This is a genomic window from Piscinibacter gummiphilus (genome assembly GCF_032681285.1).
Classification (GTDB): Bacteria; Pseudomonadota; Gammaproteobacteria; order Burkholderiales; family Burkholderiaceae_C; genus Rhizobacter; species Rhizobacter gummiphilus_A.
Genome location: NZ_CP136336.1, coordinates 5,339,360 through 5,355,175, shown reverse-complemented (window position 1 = coordinate 5,355,175; position 15,816 = coordinate 5,339,360). Strand labels below are relative to the sequence as shown.

The 15,816-nt window shown below is 69.3% G+C and carries 15 protein-coding genes; 7 read left to right on the top strand and 8 right to left on the bottom strand.

Annotated elements, in window-relative coordinates; genetic code table 11:
- The first annotated feature begins 133 nt into the window (after nucleotides 1-133).
- Nucleotides 134-1,180, top strand: coding sequence for a threonine ammonia-lyase (locus tag RXV79_RS25445; protein WP_316700936.1), 1,047 nt, complete (start codon nucleotides 134-136; stop codon nucleotides 1,178-1,180).
- A complete protein-coding gene (locus tag RXV79_RS25440; protein WP_316700935.1) occupies nucleotides 1,177-1,800 on the top strand; it encodes a class I SAM-dependent methyltransferase in 624 nt (207 codons plus the stop codon). Before RXV79_RS25445 ends, RXV79_RS25440 begins: the two co-directional genes overlap by 4 nt.
- A 13-nt stretch (nucleotides 1,801-1,813) precedes the next feature.
- On the opposite strand, the gene RXV79_RS25435 is transcribed toward RXV79_RS25440, so the two are convergent.
- Nucleotides 1,814-2,284 (bottom strand): GNAT family N-acetyltransferase, encoded by a 471-nt coding sequence (locus RXV79_RS25435; RefSeq protein WP_316700934.1) that lies wholly within the window; start codon nucleotides 2,282-2,284, stop codon nucleotides 1,814-1,816.
- 77 nt (nucleotides 2,285-2,361) lie between these two features.
- Here RXV79_RS25435 and RXV79_RS25430 point away from each other — a divergent pair, with 77 nt between their 5' ends.
- A complete protein-coding gene (locus tag RXV79_RS25430) occupies nucleotides 2,362-4,311 on the top strand; it encodes a diguanylate cyclase domain-containing protein (RefSeq protein ID WP_316700933.1) in 1,950 nt (649 codons plus the stop codon).
- 4 nt (nucleotides 4,312-4,315) lie between these two features.
- Here the strand turns inward: RXV79_RS25430 and RXV79_RS25425 are convergent, their stop codons facing one another.
- Both RXV79_RS25425 and RXV79_RS25420 read right to left on the bottom strand, forming a co-directional pair.
- On the bottom strand, nucleotides 4,316-5,269 hold the full coding sequence (locus RXV79_RS25425; protein ID WP_316704203.1) for a Bug family tripartite tricarboxylate transporter substrate binding protein: 954 nt from the start codon (nucleotides 5,267-5,269) through the stop codon (nucleotides 4,316-4,318).
- Between the two features lie 44 nt (nucleotides 5,270-5,313).
- Nucleotides 5,314-6,465: an NADH:flavin oxidoreductase/NADH oxidase gene (locus RXV79_RS25420; protein WP_316700932.1), complete on the bottom strand. Its 1,152-nt coding sequence runs from the start codon at nucleotides 6,463-6,465 to the stop codon at nucleotides 5,314-5,316.
- A gap of 237 nt (nucleotides 6,466-6,702) precedes the next feature.
- On the opposite strand from RXV79_RS25420, the gene RXV79_RS25415 reads away from it, so the two are divergent.
- Nucleotides 6,703-8,817, top strand: coding sequence for a putative bifunctional diguanylate cyclase/phosphodiesterase (locus tag RXV79_RS25415; RefSeq protein ID WP_316700931.1), 2,115 nt, complete (start codon nucleotides 6,703-6,705; stop codon nucleotides 8,815-8,817).
- A 291-nt stretch (nucleotides 8,818-9,108) separates the two neighbouring features.
- On the opposite strand, the gene RXV79_RS25410 is transcribed toward RXV79_RS25415, so the two are convergent.
- Nucleotides 9,109-10,560 (bottom strand): DHA2 family efflux MFS transporter permease subunit, encoded by a 1,452-nt coding sequence (locus RXV79_RS25410; protein WP_316700930.1) that lies wholly within the window; start codon nucleotides 10,558-10,560, stop codon nucleotides 9,109-9,111.
- A gap of 20 nt (nucleotides 10,561-10,580) precedes the next feature.
- Nucleotides 10,581-11,024 (bottom strand): VOC family protein, encoded by a 444-nt coding sequence (locus RXV79_RS25405; RefSeq protein WP_316700927.1) that lies wholly within the window; start codon nucleotides 11,022-11,024, stop codon nucleotides 10,581-10,583.
- A gap of 105 nt (nucleotides 11,025-11,129) precedes the next feature.
- Between RXV79_RS25405 and RXV79_RS25400 the strand changes: the two genes are divergently transcribed.
- A complete protein-coding gene (locus RXV79_RS25400) occupies nucleotides 11,130-11,798 on the top strand; it encodes a winged helix-turn-helix transcriptional regulator (RefSeq protein WP_316700925.1) in 669 nt (222 codons plus the stop codon).
- 18 nt (nucleotides 11,799-11,816) lie between these two features.
- Here the strand turns inward: RXV79_RS25400 and RXV79_RS25395 are convergent, their stop codons facing one another.
- Entirely contained in the window at nucleotides 11,817-12,086 is a 270-nt protein-coding gene (locus RXV79_RS25395; protein WP_316700924.1) for a hypothetical protein, read from the bottom strand.
- Between the two features lie 116 nt (nucleotides 12,087-12,202).
- Complete coding sequence (locus RXV79_RS25390; RefSeq protein ID WP_316700923.1) at nucleotides 12,203-13,072, bottom strand: LysR family transcriptional regulator; 870 nt, start codon at nucleotides 13,070-13,072, stop codon at nucleotides 12,203-12,205.
- Between the two features lie 84 nt (nucleotides 13,073-13,156).
- Here RXV79_RS25390 and RXV79_RS25385 point away from each other — a divergent pair, with 84 nt between their 5' ends.
- A complete protein-coding gene (locus RXV79_RS25385; protein WP_316700922.1) occupies nucleotides 13,157-14,095 on the top strand; it encodes a DMT family transporter in 939 nt (312 codons plus the stop codon).
- On the opposite strand, the gene RXV79_RS25380 is transcribed toward RXV79_RS25385, so the two are convergent.
- Nucleotides 14,043-14,612 carry a YceI family protein gene (locus RXV79_RS25380; RefSeq protein WP_316700921.1) on the bottom strand — a complete coding sequence of 190 codons (570 nt, stop codon included), beginning with the start codon at nucleotides 14,610-14,612 and terminating at the stop codon, nucleotides 14,043-14,045. The two genes, RXV79_RS25385 and RXV79_RS25380, sit on opposite strands and share 53 nt — an antisense overlap.
- Nucleotides 14,613-14,699: 87 nt before the next feature.
- On the opposite strand from RXV79_RS25380, the gene RXV79_RS25375 reads away from it, so the two are divergent.
- Nucleotides 14,700-15,779: a helix-turn-helix domain-containing protein gene (locus RXV79_RS25375; RefSeq protein ID WP_316700920.1), complete on the top strand. Its 1,080-nt coding sequence runs from the start codon at nucleotides 14,700-14,702 to the stop codon at nucleotides 15,777-15,779.
- Nucleotides 15,780-15,816: the final 37 nt, after the last annotated feature.

The window sequence follows — 15,816 nt, the reverse complement described above, 5'->3', positions numbered from 1 at the left end:
CTCCATTCGAATTCGCCTGGACCGCTGAGCTGCGGCTTTGCCCGGTGCTTGGCGGTCCCGCATTTCGGCCGCCGTGCGTGCGCCTTGCGTCCTTCGCGGGCCACGCCTTTCCCGCATCGAATGGAGTGTTCCCATGTCCGCATTGCTTCAAGCCGACGCTGCTGCGCCGGCGTCGTCGTCCCTTCCGTCTTCGAAGTCGGAGTTGCCGTATCCCCGCCTGCATGAGGTCGAACGTGTGGCCTTGCGCCTCGCGGGCCAGATCATGCCCACGCCGGTGTGGCGCTGGCAGACCGGCGTGGTCGCGCGCACCTTCAACCCGCTCACCGAGGTCTGGCTCAAGCTCGAACTCTTCCAGCAGACCGGCAGCTTCAAGCTGCGCGGCGCGCTCAACACCGTGCAGTCGTTCAGCGACGAGCAGCGCCGCCGTGGCGTGGTGGCGGCGAGTGCCGGCAACCATGCGGTGTCGGTCGCCTGTGCCGCGCGCGCCGTGGGCTCGCACGCCAAGCTCGTGATGCCGAAGTTCGCAAGCCCCGTGCGGCTCGACGCGTGCCGCGGCTACGGCGCCGAGCTGCTGCTCACCGAGACGCTCGCCGAGGCCTTCGCGCTCGCCGACCGCATTGCCGCCGACGAAGGCCGCAGCATGGTCCACCCCTACGACGGCCCGCGCACGGCCGAAGGCACGGGCACCATCGGCCTGGAGCTGATGCGCCAGGTGCGCGGGCTCGATGCGGTGGTGGTGCCGGTCGGCGGTGGCGGGCTCGCGGCGGGCATCTCGTCCATCGTCAAGCAGATCAACCCGCGCTGCCAGGTGTTCGGCGTCGAGCCCGCGGGCGCCGATGCGATGTACCGCAGCTTCCAGGCGGGCCGGCCGATGCGGCTCGAGGGCGTCGACACCGTGGCCGACAGCCTGAGCGCGCCCTATGCGATGGCCTACAGCTACGGCGTGTGCCGGCGCTTCGTCGACGAGATCGTGCGGGTGGACGACGACGCGCTCGTCGCGGCGATGCACCACCTCTTCCTCGACATGAAGCTCGCCGCCGAGCCGGCCGCCGCCGCGGCGACGGCCGCCTTGCTCGGCCCGCTGCGCGAGCGGCTCGACGGCAAGCGCGTGGCGCTGATCGTCTGCGGCTCCAACATCGACGCCGTGCGTTATGGCGAGCTGCTGCGGAGGGCGGCATGAGCCTCTTCAACGACGACGTGCCGGTGACCGTCGATTTCCGCGAAGCGGCGCACGCGCAGCAATGGACCGAGGCCGCGATGGTGGTGCGCCCGTGGCGCGCCGATTTCTTCTCGGCGTTTGCCGAGATGATCGCCGCGCATGCGGGCTCGCCCTGCCGCGTGCTCGAACTCGGCTCCGGCCCGGGTTTTCTGGCCGAGCGCCTGCTCGCTGTGCGGGCAGATCTCGACTATGTCGCGCTCGACTTCTCGGTGCCAATGCAGGTGATGGCGCGCGAACGCCTGGCGGCCCACGCGGGGCGGGTCGACTTCCTCGTGCGCGACCTGCGCGACCCGCAGTGGGGTGACGGGCTCGGAGAATTCCACTTCATCGTCACCCACCAGGCGGTGCACGAGTTGCGGCACAAGCGCTACGCGAGCGGCTTGCACGCGCAGGCCCGCGAGCGGCTCTTGCCGGGTGGCAGCTACCTCGTCTGCGACCACTTCTTCGGCGAGGGTGGCATGACCAACGACCGGCTCTACATGACGGTCGACGAGCAGCGCGAGGCCTTGCGGGCGGCGGGCTTCACCGACATCGAGCAGTTGCTGCTGAAGGGCGGGCTGGTGCTGCACCAGGCCCGCTGACCGGAAGGAGCTCTCAGGCGTCGGGCAGCCCGAGCTGCTTGAGGTAGCGCACCGCGTCTTCGACGCCCTGGTAATAGCCGCTGCGCCGGTCGTGCTCGACGAAGCCGTGGTGCTTGTAGAAGGCGCGCGCCCCGGCGTTGCCGCTGCGCGTCTCGAGCTTGATCGTGCGGATGCCGGCCACTTGCAGCGTGCTCTCCAGCCAGGCCAGCAGCATGCTGCCCACGCCCTGGCGGCGGCAGCGCGGCTGGGTGGCGAGCAGCAGCAGGTGCGCTTCCTCGTCGGCGTAGCGCATCACCGCGAAGCCGAGCAGGTCGTTGAACTGGCGAGCGACGACCACGTTGGTGTCGGCGTCGGCCATGCTGGCCAGCACGCGCTGGGGTGTCCAGCGCCATTCGAGGCCATGCTCGATCACCCGCCGCGACAGCGCGGCAATGGCCACCGCGTCGTCGGGCACGGCCAGACCGATGTCGCTTTCGGTGATCATGGCCGTTGATTCTGTGCCAGCCGGTGCAAAGCGACAATCCGGTTTCTTCGTCTTCCGTCCATCTCTTGCGATCGCTCGTGCGTCACGTCGTTTCTCTCCTGGTGTTGTGGTCGGTCCTGTGGCCGAGCGTGGGCGCGGCGAACGATGCGGCGGCCGGGCTGCGGGGCCTCGTCGAGCAGAGCCAGGCACAAGTGAAGGTCGACCCCGAGCGCAGCCGCAAGCTCGCCGAGCAAGCGCTCCAGCAATTGGCGGGCCTTCCCGATGCCGACCTGCAGGTGCGCGCCCACTTGCTGCTCTGCGACTACCACTCCGAGCGTGACGGCGCCGCCGCCCAGCGCCACGTGGCCGAGGCGCGCGCGCTGTTGCCGCAGCTCAAGCGTCGCGGTCTTGCTGCCGGGGTGCTGGGCTGCGAAGGCACGCTGCAGGAAGCCGCAGGCGAGAACACCCGCGCCATCGAGCTCTACGAACAGCAAGTGGCCCTCGCTGAAAAGACGCAAGACGACGAGATGCAGGCCGACGCGCTCTTCAACCGCGGCCACCTGCGCGGCGTGCGCGGCGAGTTCGCGAGCGGCCTGGCCGACCTCAAGCGATCGCGGGCGCTGTTCGAGCGTCTGCAGATGCCGTTCCACGCGCTCACGGTCGAGAACACGATTGCCATCCTCTACAACCGCATGGGCGACCATGTGCAGGCGCGGCACTACTACGAGTCGGCGCTGAAGGCGCAGGCCGCGGCCGGCCTGCAGCGCGAGCAGGCGGTGACGCAATACAACCTCGGCCGCTCGCTCGAGAACCTGCGCGAGTGGGACGCCGCCCAGCAGGCCTTCGACAGCGTGCTCAAGCTCAGCCGCGAGCTGAGCTACCCGCGCGGCATCGCCTACGCGCTGCGCGGCCAGGCCGCGGTGCAAAACGCGCGCAACGAGCCCACCGTGGCGCTGGCGCTGCTCGACCAGGCCACCGAGGTGCAGAAGACCCTGCCCGACGCCCGCCTGCGGGCGCAGATCCAGCTGCAGCGCGGCATCGCGCTGCGCCTGCTGCACCGATTGCCCGAGAGCGCCGCGGCGCTGCACGAAGCGCTCAAGGTGTTCAGCGACGGCGAGTCGCTCGCCGAGCAGGCCGCCACCCACGGCGCGCTCTCGCAGACGCTCGCCGAGATGGGCGACTGGCGCGGCGCCTTCGAGCAGCAGTCGCGCTTCAAGGCCGCCACCGACCAGGTGCTCACACGCCAGCTCGACGAGCGTTTCGCCACGCTCAAGGTGGAATACGACAACGCGGCGCGCGACCGCGAGATGGCGCTCCTGCAGCAGTCGCAGAAGGTCACCGAGCACGCGTTGGTGCAGGAGCGCCTGGCCGGCCGCCTGCTGAGCGCGGTGATCGTGCTCGCCGGCATCCTGCTCGTGGTGCTGGGCGTGCTGCTGTGGCGCCACCGGCGCACGAGCGCCACCATGCGCGGCCTCGCGATGACCGACGAACTCACCGGCCTGCCGAATCGCCGTGCCGCACTCACCGAACTCGAAGCGCAGATGGCCAAGGCCGAGCCGAACTGCGCGCTGCTGCTCGCCGACATCGACCTCTTCAAGGCCATCAACGACAACCACGGTCACCTGGCCGGCGACCAGATCCTGCGCGCCGTGGCCGAGGCCGTGCGGGCGATCGGCGGCGACGTGAAAAGCCCGGCGGCCTGCCTGTCACGCTTCGGCGGCGAGGAGTTCATCGCCGTGCTGCCCAAGGTGTCGCTCGACGACGCGCTGGTGGCCGCCGAGCGCTTCCGCGAGCGTGTGGCCGCACTCGATGTGTCGCGCCACACGCCGGGCCGCAGCGTCACCATCAGCGTGGGCGTGACGCGGCTCGCGCCCGGCGACACGCTCAGCTCGCTGCTGCGCCGGGCCGACGAGGCGCTCTATGCGGCGAAAGACGGCGGGCGCAACTGTGTGGTGTCACGCGTGGTGTCACGCGTCGCGCCCGAGCCGGTGGTAAACGACGCCGGTGACGAAGAGGGCGAGGCCACGCCCTCGGTGCTGCCGGCCTGAGACTTCAGTCGACCGTCGCGCCCGAGTCCTTCACCACCTTCGCCCACTTGGTGATTTCCTTCTGCTGGTAGGCCGCCAGTTCGGCCGGCGTGCCGGGCGCGGGCTCCAGGCCGATGTCGAGCAGCTTCTTGCTCACCTCGGGCGACTTCATGATCTTGCCGACCTCGGCCGAGAGCTTGTCGGTCACCGCCTTGGGCATGTTGGCCGGGCCGAAGAGCGCGAACCACGACACCGCCTCGAAGCCGGGCAGGCCCTGCTCGGCGATGGTCGGGATGTCGGGTGCGGCGGCCGAGCGCTTGGCGCTCGTCACGCCGATCGCGCGCAGCTTGCCTTCCTTCACCAGCGGCAGGCTCGACGGCATGTTGTCGAACATCATCGTCACACGCCCACCCAGCAGGTCGGGGATCGCGCCGGCGCGGCCCTTGTACGGGATGTGCTCCATCGGCATGCCGGTCATGCTCTTGAAGAGTTCGCCCGAGACGTGGATCGAGGTGCCCGAGCCGGAGGAGGCGAAGGTCATCTTGCCGTCCTTCTTGCCCAGCGCGACGAGCTCCTTGACGTTCTTCGCCGGCACGTCGTTGTTGATCACGAGCAGGTTGGGCGTGGTGGCGAGCAGGGTGATGGGGGTGAAGTCCTTCACCATGTCGTAGGGCATCTTCTTGTAGAGCGCGCCGTTGATCGAGTGCGTGCCCACCGTGCCCACCACCACCGTGTAGCCGTCGGCCGGCGACTTGGCCACCGCGTCGGCGCCGGTGTTGCCGCCTGCGCCGGGCTTGTTGTCGATGATGGTCGGCACGTTCCACGCGGCGGTGAGCTTCTCGCCGATGAGGCGGGCGATGATGTCGGGCGCGCCGCCGGTGGTGAAGGTCACGACGATGTGGATGGGCTTGTCGGGGTAGGCCTGCGCCATCGCGCCCGAGGTGGCCAGGGTCATCGCGGCAAGGGTGATGGCTTTCATCAGCATGGGGTGTCTCCTGTGGTGTCGTGAGGGGTCGTTCGTGATCAGCCGCGCCACGCGCCGAGCCGGTCGATGAGCTTGGCGCGGCGTGCGAGCCACCAGCCGTAGGGCGGCAGCCAATGCGTGTAGCGCTCGTGGGCAGGCTGGTCGGCTTCCAGTGCGGTGAGCGCCTTGGCCGGCCAGTTCGGGTCTTCGAGGGCCTGGCGTGCAATGGCCGCGAGGTCGGCGCTGCCGTCTTCGAGTGCCCGCTCGGCCTGGTGGGGGTCGACGATGAGGCCGACGGCCATCGTCGCGATGCCGGCACCTTGCCGCACGGCCTTGGCATAGGGCAACTGGAAGCCGTATTCGCGTGGCACCGCCGAAGCGGTGGGTGAAGTCGTGATGCCGCCCGACGAGCAGTCGATCACGTCGACGCCGATCTTCTTCAGCGCTTTCGCATAGGCCACGCTGTCGTCGATCGACCAGCCGTGCTCCACCGCATCCACCGACGAGATGCGCACGAAGAGTGGCAGGTGCTGCGGCCAGGCCGCGCGCAGCAGCGTGGCCACTTCGAGTGGCAGGCGCATGCGGCCAGCGAGGTCACCACCGTACGCATCGGTGCGCTGGTTGGTGATGGGCGACAGAAAGGAATGCAGCAGGTAGCCGTGCGCGTTGTGCATCTCCAGCACCTCGAAGCCGGCCTTCAACGCACGCTCGGCGGCGGAGACGAAATCGCCCTTGAGCTTCTCGATGTCGCCCAGGCTCATCTCGCGCGGCATCAGCCAGCCGGGCTCCACGGCCATCGCGCTCGGCGCGATCACGCGCCAGGGCACTTCGCCGCGCGCGGTGTCGCTCGCGTCCATCGGCCCGTTGCCCTGCCAGGGCCGCTGCATGCTGGCCTTGCGGCCGGCGTGCGCGAGCTGGATGGCCGGTGTCGACCCATGCGCCTTGAGGAAACGTGCGATGCGGGCGAGTGGCTCGACCTGCGCGTCGTCCCAGAGCCCGAGGTCGCCGTGCGTGATGCGGCCTTCGGGCTGCACTGCGGTCGCTTCCACGAACACCAGCCCCGCACCGCCGAGCGCGTAGCGCCCGAGGTGCACGAGGTGGAAGTCGCTCGCCACGCCGTCGGTGGCCGAGTAGGTGCACATCGGCGCAATGACGATGCGGTTGCGAAGCGTCAAGCCGCGCAGGGTCAGCGCTTGCTGCAGTCGTGACATCTTGGGCAGAGCCATTTGGAGTGAACGGGCACTGACCATGTTGCGGCGTTTGGCCTGGCATGTCACTCAAGGACTTCCAGGGTGCGGGGTGTCGTGCGTGTGACAACGCTGTCGTGAATCAACTCACGCGTCGCTGGTTTCTGTTAGCACACCCATGCTGAAAAGCTGGCGCAAGTGACGCGCCGCCCCGACCATAGCGACTGCGCTCAGGCCCCAACCACACAATTCCAAGTGACCATGCACCCCGAACCACAAGCCCTGGACGCGCTGCTCCCAGCGCGCGCCCTCGATGCCTTGTACGAAGAGGCGGCGCATGGGCTCGATGCCATCGGCCACCTGAGCTGGGACGACACCGGCGCCCTGCACGGCACGCCCGTGGCACTCGCCATCCTCGGCCTGCGCGCCACCGACACGCCGACCGTGCGCGGCCTGCTCGCGATGGTGCGGCGCAGCCGCCAGGCCGCCCTCATGGCGGCGTGGAGCGACGCGGTGGGCGCACGCCAGCGGCGCATCGAGATGGAGCTCCCGTGCGTGCTGGCGAGCGGCGCGCTGCGCCATGTGCGCACCATCGCGGTCGTCGAATACACGCCGTTCGGCAAGGTGCGCCAGGTGGTGGCCGCACTGCAAGACGTGACGCTCGCGCAGCAACTCTCGGTGGCACTCACCGCCGCCGAAGGCCGGCTCGAAGAAGCCCAGCAGATGGCCGACTTCGGCTCCTGGGAATGGGACTTCCAGCGCAACCGCGCCGTCTATTCCGCGGAGGCGCTGCGCATCACCGGCATGAGCAACACCGCCACCGTCTCGTCGGGCCTCGACCAGGCGGCGGCATTGATCCCCGTCGAGCAGCGCGAAGCGGTGGTCGAGATGTTCAAGCGCGCGGTGCGCGACCGACTGCCCTCGCTGCGCTACGACTACCACGTAGCCGATGCCACCGGCCAGCGGCGCGAGCTGCATGGCCGCGCCAAGCTCGTGTACGACGGCGCCGGCAAGCTGCGCCGCATGCTGGGCACCATTCAGGACGTGACCGAGCTGCGCGACTACCGCCGGCAAGTGCATTCACTCGCGTTCTTCGACCCCGTCACCGCGCTGCCCAACCGCAGCTGGCTGATCGAGCGCATGCACCAGGCGCTGGCGCAGATGAACGGCCCGGGCCACCCGGCCGAATTCGGCATGCTGATGCTGGGGCTCGACCAGTTCAAGAAGGTCAACGACTCGCTCGGCCACTCGGCCGGCGACGAGCTGCTCAAGCTCGTGGGCGCGCGCCTCTCGCACTCGATGCGCGAGACCGACGTGGTGGCGCGCCTGACCGGCGATGCCTTCGCCATCCTCGCCCCCGAGGTGCGCCAGGCCGACGTGCTGGCGCGCGTGGCGAGCAAGCTGCTGCAGGCGCTGTCGGCCCCCTTCGATCTCAACGGCACCGATGTCTTCGTCACCGCGAGCATCGGCGCGGCGCTCTACCCGAGCGACGGCAACAGCGCCGAAGCGCTCTTGCAACACGCCGACGCCGCGCTGTCGCACGCCAAGGCCCGCGGGCGCAACAACGTCCAGTTCTATTCGCCGCAGCTCACCGCGCAGGCCTCACACCGCCTGATGCTGGAAAGCGAGCTGCGCCGTGGGGTGGAGCGGCAGGAGCTGCTGCTGCACTACCAGCCGAAGTTCGACCTCGCGACGCAGAAGCTCGTGGGCGCCGAGGCGCTGATGCGCTGGTGCCAGCCGCAGCGCGGCATGGTGTCGCCGATGAGCTTCATTCCGCTGGCCGAAGAGACCGGCCTCATCGTGCGCATGGGCACCTGGGCGCTGCACGAGTCGTGTCATGCAGTGGCGAGCTGGAACCGCGAGCGCGCGGCCGACCCGCTGAAGATCGCGGTGAACCTGTCGGCACGCCAGTTCGCCGAAGGGCACAACCTGGTGGAAGCGGTGCAGGGTGCGTTGACGGCCAGTGCGTGCAAGCCGGAATGGCTGGAACTCGAGATCACCGAAAGCCTGCTGCTCGACGGCAGCGAAGGTGTGCGCCAGAGCCTGGAAGCGCTCGCCGCGATGGGCATCACCATCGCCATCGACGACTTCGGCACCGGGTACTCGGCGCTGGGCTACCTCACGCGCTTGCCGGTGCAGACGCTCAAGATCGACCGCAGCTTCGTGTCGGAGCTGCCGCACAACGGCAAGAGTGCGGAGCTCGTGAAGGCCATCGTGTCGGTGGGGCGCTCGCTCAACATGGCGCTGGTGGCTGAGGGTGTCGAAACGGCTGAGCAGGCTGAGTACCTGAAGAACGCGGGTTGCCATTTGGCCCAGGGTTATTTGTTTGGGCGTCCGCTGGAGATGGCGGCGTTCGACAAGCTGCTCAGTTCCTGAGGTCTGAGCGAGCCTGGGCCGATGGGTACCGGGCTCCGCTCATGTCCCCCGAAGAAAACCGCTCCCGCGGTTTTCTTCTCCTCCTTTACTTCGCGGTACCCATCGGCCCCGGCCAACCACCGGCGTGGCATGCCAAGAAAAGGCATGCATGCCGCGATGGTGCAGATCGTGCCGACGGGGTGCCCTGCGCAGCGAAGTAAAGGAGGAGCAAGAGATCACGGGAGTGATCTCTTGCGGGGGACATGAGCGGAGCAGGGCACCCCGTCGGCACGATCCCGCGCCGATCCCAAATCAAACGGTGGCAGACCCCACGGCCTCATGCGAGTTCGCCACAGGCCCCGCGACCCGCAGCAGCCCCGCCCCGATCAACCCCGCCGCAGCCGCAAAGCACGCGCCGACGACGAATGCGATGGCATACCCGCCACTCAACGCCACCGGCGTGCTCGCGCCCATCGACAGCAAGGCATCGCGCCGCGCATCGGCCAGGCTCGCCAGCACCGCCAGGCCCAGCGAGCCGCCCATCATGAACGAGGTGTTCACGATGCCCGAGGCCAGGCCCGAGTCGGCCGGCGACACATCGCTCATCGCGGCCAGCAGCACCGGGTTGAACGCGATGCCGGCACCGAGGCCGAGCAGCAGCATGCCCGGCAGCACGTCGACCCAGAAGTGGCCATCGACCGGCGCGCGGGCGAAGAGCGCCAGGCCTACCGCGGCCATCAAGAGGCCCGCCGCGAGCGGCTTGCGCAGGCCGAAGCGCATCACCATCTTGGCCGAGATGCCCAGCGAGAAGATGGCCATGATGATGTTCGACGGCAGGAAGGCGAGACCCACCTGCATCGGCGTGTAGTTGAGCACCAGTTGCAGGTACAGCGCCGAGATGAAGAACCACGCGAACATGCCGGCGGCCCAGAGCACGCCCACCACGTTCGAGACGGCGAGGTTGCGTGAGCGGAAGAGCTTGAGCGGCATCAGCGGGTGCTGCACGCGCGATTCGATGACGACGAAGACGCCCAGCAACACCACCGCCGCGGCCAGCAGGCCCAGGGTCTGCGTGGAGCCCCAGCCGGCCTGGTTGCCGTTCACCACCGCGTAGACCGCGAGCAGCATCGCGACCGTCACCGTGACGGCACCGCCCACGTCGAGCTTCTCGCCATGTGCTTGGCCGCGGCCTTTCGGCAGCAGCCCCATGCTGAGTGCGTAGACCAGCACGCCGATCGGCAGGTTGACGAGGAAGATCCAGTGCCAGTTGAGGCTGCTCGTGAGCAGGCCACCCAGCAGAACGCCGACGCTGCCACCACCGGCGCAGACGAAGCCGTAGATGCCCATCGCCTTCGCGCGGTCGGCCGGCGCGGTGAAGAGATTCATGATCAGCGAGAGCGACACCGCCGACACCACCGCACCGCCGATGCCCTGCACCGCGCGGGCGACGATGAGCATCGCCTGGCCTTGGGCCAGCCCGCAGGCCGCCGAGGCGGCGGTGAAGAGCACGAGGCCCAGCAGGAAGAGCTTGCGGTGGCCGTACAGGTCACCCAGCCGGCCGCCGAGCAGCAGGAAGCCGCCGAAGGTGAGCATGTAGGCGTTGACCACCCACACCAGCGAGGTTTCGGTGAAGCCGAGGTCGGCGCGGATCGAGGGCAGGGCCACGTTCACGATGGTCGTGTCGAGCACGATCATCAGCACGCCGATGCAGAGCACGGCGAGTGCCGTCCAGCGCTTCTTCTCGTCGAGGGTGTGGGTCGTCATGAGCTTCCTTGTGTTCTTGTTCAGCCTAGGTCCTTGGGGCCGCCATTGACCAGCCAGCAGGTGCCGAAGCGGTCGACCACGGCGCCGAAGGCCTCGGCCCAGAAGGTGGGCGCGAGCGGCATGTCGATACGGCCGCCGGGCGACAGCGCGTCGAACACCTTGCGTGCCTCGTCGACCGTCTGGTAACCGAGGGTGAGCGCCACGCCTTTCTGCCCCTCGTAGGTCTGGCCGGGCATGGTGTCGGAGGCGAGGATGCGCTGCTGGCCGAGCAGCAGCGAGGCGTGGAGGATGCGGTCGGCCACCTCGGCCGGCGACCCCGGGGGCGGGCACATCGACGGGTCGGGCGACTCCGACATCTTCATCATCATTTCGAGTTTGCCGCCGAGCGTCTTCTCGTAGAAGCGCATCGCTTCGGCACAGTTGCCGTCGAAGTTGAGGTAGGGGTCGAGGGTGGGTGTGCTCATGGTCGGGCTCCAGTGGGGTGGGAGTTGGGCGGCCAGTCTAAGCAGGTTAGTCCTGAAAAACAACTGACAAGTTGCGAGTCAGGATTTGACGGTAGACTGCCTCCCATGAGCTTCAAGCGCAGTTACGAAGACGGGTGTGCCGCCGCGCACGCACTCGACTTGGTCGGGGAGCGCTGGGCGCTGCTCATCGTGCGCGAGCTGGTGTTCGGTGGCAAGCGCTTCACCGACCTGCGGGCCGGCTTGCCAGGCATCAGCCCCAACGTGCTGACGCTGCGGCTCGAAGAGCTGGAGCAGGCCTCGGTGTTGCGCCGGCGCCGCCTGCTGCCGCCGGCCGCCACCTACGTTTACGAGCTCACCGATTGGGGGCGCGAACTCGCGCCGCTGCTGATGGCGCTCGGCCGCTGGGGCTCACGCTCGCCCTTGATGACGCAGGGGCTGCCGGTGTCGACGGCGTCGCTGATGATGTCCTTGCAGACGCTCTTCAGTGCCGATCTTGCAGGCGACTTCCGCGCCACGATCGGGTTGAGGCTGGGCGACGAGCGCTTTCATGCGGCGGTGGCCGAGGGTGCCATCGTCGTCGAGCGCGGCGAGGCCGAGCGGCCCGATGCGGCGATCACGGGCACCACGGCGGCACTGGCCGAGGTGCTCTATGGCGGCCGCAAGCTCACCGAGGCGGTGAAGGCCGGCGACCTCGCCATCGACGGCGACAAGGCCGCCGTCAAGCGTTTCGTCACGCTCTTTGTGTTGCCCGAGCCGGTGCCGGCTGCGGGCTGAACGCGACGCGAGAGACGCTCAGGAGTCGAGCGGCGACAGGCGCTCCGACATCTGCTGGCAGATCGTGCTGCCGAGCGCGCTCACGCGCAGCTGGCCGCCGTGCCATTCGAGCCAGCCCAGGGCCACGTAGTTGTCGATGAAGGTTTCGTCGACGAGGTCGGCGCGGCGGCGCTGCAGCAGGTCGACCGTGTCCAGCAGCGCATCGCGCAGGACTTCATGGCGGGTGAGGCCATGCTGGGCCGCGGCGGGGTGGTGACGACCGTAGGTCTGTGCAGTGGCAAACGACATGAGGAACTCCGTGAGGGGGTGACAACGTTGGCGTCATCGTCGCGGAAGCGCCGCGTCTTGCCTGTAGGACAACCGGCCGGTCGACCGTCATCGGCCGGCGGATTTGTGGCACTGCATCAATTCAACCCGGGGCGGCGCAGGGTCTGGATCAATTGCTCGTGCAAGGCATCGACCGCGGGGGAGCCGCTCGAGGCCTTGCTGCGCAGCGCTGCCACGTCCATGGCCGGCAGGGCCGGCAGCCCGTGCCGTTCCCCAAGGACCTGCAGGCCGGGTGGCACGCTGCAGCGGGTGAGCGCGGCGATGGCGAGCCCGCTCTCGACCGCCGCCACATGGCCGGGCAGGCTGGAGCTGTTGTAGACGATGCGGTGCGCGCGGCCGTGGGCGGCCAGCGCGGCCAGCGCATCGCGGCGCGCGCGGCTGCCGGGTTCGTAGATGGCGATGGGCAGCGGCTCGCGCCGCCACGCTTCATGCTGCGCCGCGCCCACCCAGACCAGCGGCTCGTGGAAGAGGAAGGTGCCGCGCTGCGGCCGGTCCCGCGTGACGACGGCGAGGTCGAGTTCGCCGCGCTGCAGCTTCGGGATCAGCAGCGTCGACTGCTCGCACACCAGCGTGAGTTCGACACCGGCGTGGCGCGCCGCGAAGCTGCGCAGCACGGGTGCGAGGTAGGCCACGGCGTAGTCGTCGGGCACGCCGAGCGTCACGCGGCCGGTGAGCGCCGGGCCGCGCAGCGCGGCGACGGCTTCGTCGTGCAAGGCGAGCACACGCCGCGCATACCCGAGCAACTCGTGCCCGCTCGGCGTGAGTTCCAGCAGCCGCGGGCCCCGGCTCAGCACCGGGCGGCCGATCGCGTCTTCGAGTTTCTTGAGCTGCATGCTCAGCGCCGATTGCGAACGGTGCACGAGGGGCGCTGCCGCGGTCAGCGAGCCGGCGTCGACCACGGCGACGAAGGCGCGCAGCCAGTCGAGTTGCAGGTCGGTCGAGGCCATGCGGTTCAGCGATTCGAAAAGCGAATGGAAGGTGTCAGAAGTATGCGCTTTACGGGACGGCGGTGCGCCGCCACAGTGCCGTGCATGAGCCCGAACGACAGCGCGTCTTCTCGCCACGGCACCACCCTCATGGTCGCCGGCGGCCTGCTGCTGGGCACGCTCGGCGTCTTCGTCGAAGAAGCCGGCGCGCACCCGCTCACCACGGTGTGGAGCCGGTGTGCCTTCGGGCTGCTTGCCTTGACCGGGTGGGCCGCGGCCTCGCGGCGCCTGGGCGAGCTGCGCCTGCCGTGGCGGGCCTGGCGCTGGGCGCTGACCGCGGCGCTGCTGATGCTCCTCAACTGGGGACTCTTCTTCGCGGCGATCCCGCGCACCTCGATCGGCGTCGCGACGGTGGTGTTCCACGTGCAGCCGCTGTGGGTGCTGGTGCTGGGCGCGTGGTGGTGGCACCAGCCGGTGACGCGGCGGCAGTGGGGCGCGGTGCTCGTGGCGCTGCTGGGCCTGGGGCTCGCCTCGGGCCTGCTCGATGAATCATGGCCGGCCGATCCCGAGCGGTATGCGCTGGGCCTCCTGATGTGCCTGGGCGGCTCGCTGAGCTATGCACTCGTCACGCTGATCGCCAAGGCGGCGCAAGAAGTCGGCTCGCTCGCGATGGCGTGGTGGCAGTGCGCGGTCGGCACCGTGCTGCTGGTGATGTGGCCGGTGCTGCACGGCTGGCCTTCAGGTGCAGCGGCGTGGGGGTGGCTCGCCGGGCTCGGCGTGCTGCACACCGGCCTCTCCTACGTGCTGCTCTATGCCGGCATGGCCCGGCTGCCGACCGACCGCATCGCGGTGCTGCAGTTCGTCTATCCGCTGGCGGCGATCGTCGTCGACTGGGTGGTCTACGGCCGCGCCTTGAGTGGCGTGCAGCTCGCGGGCGCAGCGCTGATGGCGCTGGCGCTGCTGAGCCTCAAGCGCGGACGCAGGGTGGTCATCACTCCGCCTGCACCGCTTCCACCTGAATGCGCAAGCCGACGTCCATCTTGAAGCCCCAGTCCTTGCCGGCGTCGATGCCGAAGTCGGCACGGTTGATCGTGGTCGACGCATCGGCGCCGCACCAGTCGCGCTTGAGCATGGGGTGCGGGATGCACTTGAAGCTATGGATCGTGAGGGTGACGGGCTTGGTGACGCCATGCAGCGTGAGCTCGCCCACCACGCGCGAGGGTGCGCCGTTCTGGAAGCCGTCGAGCCGGCCGGTGTAGCGCGCCTGCGGAAACTTCGCGGTGTCGAAGAGCTCGGCTTCGCGCGCCTTGCTGTTCATGATGTCGAGGCCGAAGTCGATGCTCGTCATGTCCATCGTGATGTCGACCTTGCCGGCGCCCGCGGCCTTGTCGAGCGTGATGGTGCCGGCGTTCTTGTTGATCTTGCCGCGCCACATCGACATGCCCATGTGATCGGCCTCGAAGCTCGGGAAGGTGTGCATCGGGTCGACGCTGTAGGTGGCGGGGGCGGCGTGGGCGGCGCCGACGGCGGCCAGCACGGCAGACAGGACGGGTGCTTTCATCGAGGGTGGGCAGTGGAACAGGAGGCGGCGATGGTGCCATGGCCGGCTACGATGCGCCCGCCGTTTCCCGTATTCGGCCCTTCCGGCATGGACACCCAGACGCCTCTTCACACGCTCGACTTCGTGCTGCGCATCGGCCTGGTGACGCTGATGGTGTTCGTTGCGGCGCTGCTCGCCGGCCGCTGCGCCAGCCTGCCACCCGGCCGGGTGCGCACGGCGCTCGGCCTGGGTGCCGCCCTGTGTGTCGGCGTCGCCGCCTATGCGCTGCAGTCGAGTGCCGGCTTCATGGCCTGGCCCCCGGTGGTACGCGCGCCGCTGGCGGTGCTGTCGACCGGCAACGCGGTGGTGTTCTGGCTCTTCTCGCGCTCGGTGTTCGATGACGAGTTCCGGCTGCGGCCTGTCCATGCGCTGGCGTGGGCGGCGATGGCCGCGCTCGCGCTGGCCTACCGCTTCGTGCCGGCGCGGCCGGCGATCGACGTGGTCGTGGCGTTGGCCACCCTGGGCTTCGCGGGCCTGGCGATGGCGCAGTCGCTGGCGTCCTGGGGGGCCGACCTGGTCGAGCGGCGCCGCCGCCTGCGGGTTTTCATCGTCGGGGCGGGCGGCGCCTACACCCTCGTCAACATGGGGCTGCGGCTGCTGCCGGGTGCCGCCGGCGAGGTCTGGCGCGGCCAGGTCGATCTGCTGGCCCTGTCGGTCATTGCGGGGGTGGCGGCGGGGCGCATCCTCCGCGTGGCCGACGACCTGTTCATCGGCACGATCGCCGAGGCCAGGGCGCCACAGCCGTCGGTGCCAGACAAGCCCGACGACCCGGCCGAGGCGGCCCTGGTCGGACGGCTCGAATCGCTGATGCGGGCCGAGCGCGTCTACCGCGAAGAGGGCCTGACCATCGCCGCACTGGCCCGGCGGATGGCGGTCCCGGAATACCGGCTGCGCCGGGCGATCAACCAGCGTCTGGGGTACCGCAACTTCAACGCCTTCCTGAACCGCTACCGGGTCGACGAGGTGAAGGCGGCGCTCGCCGACCCGGGCCAGGCCACGGTGCCGGTGCTGACGCTGGCGATGGACGCCGGCTTCCAGTCGCTCGGCCCGTTCAACCGCGCCTTCAAGGCCGAGACCGGACAGACCCCCACTGAATTCCGCAGGGCGGGCCAGACCGGCTCCGCTTGAGGTTTTTTCCGTTTCGCTGGCCGATTCCAGAAATCGA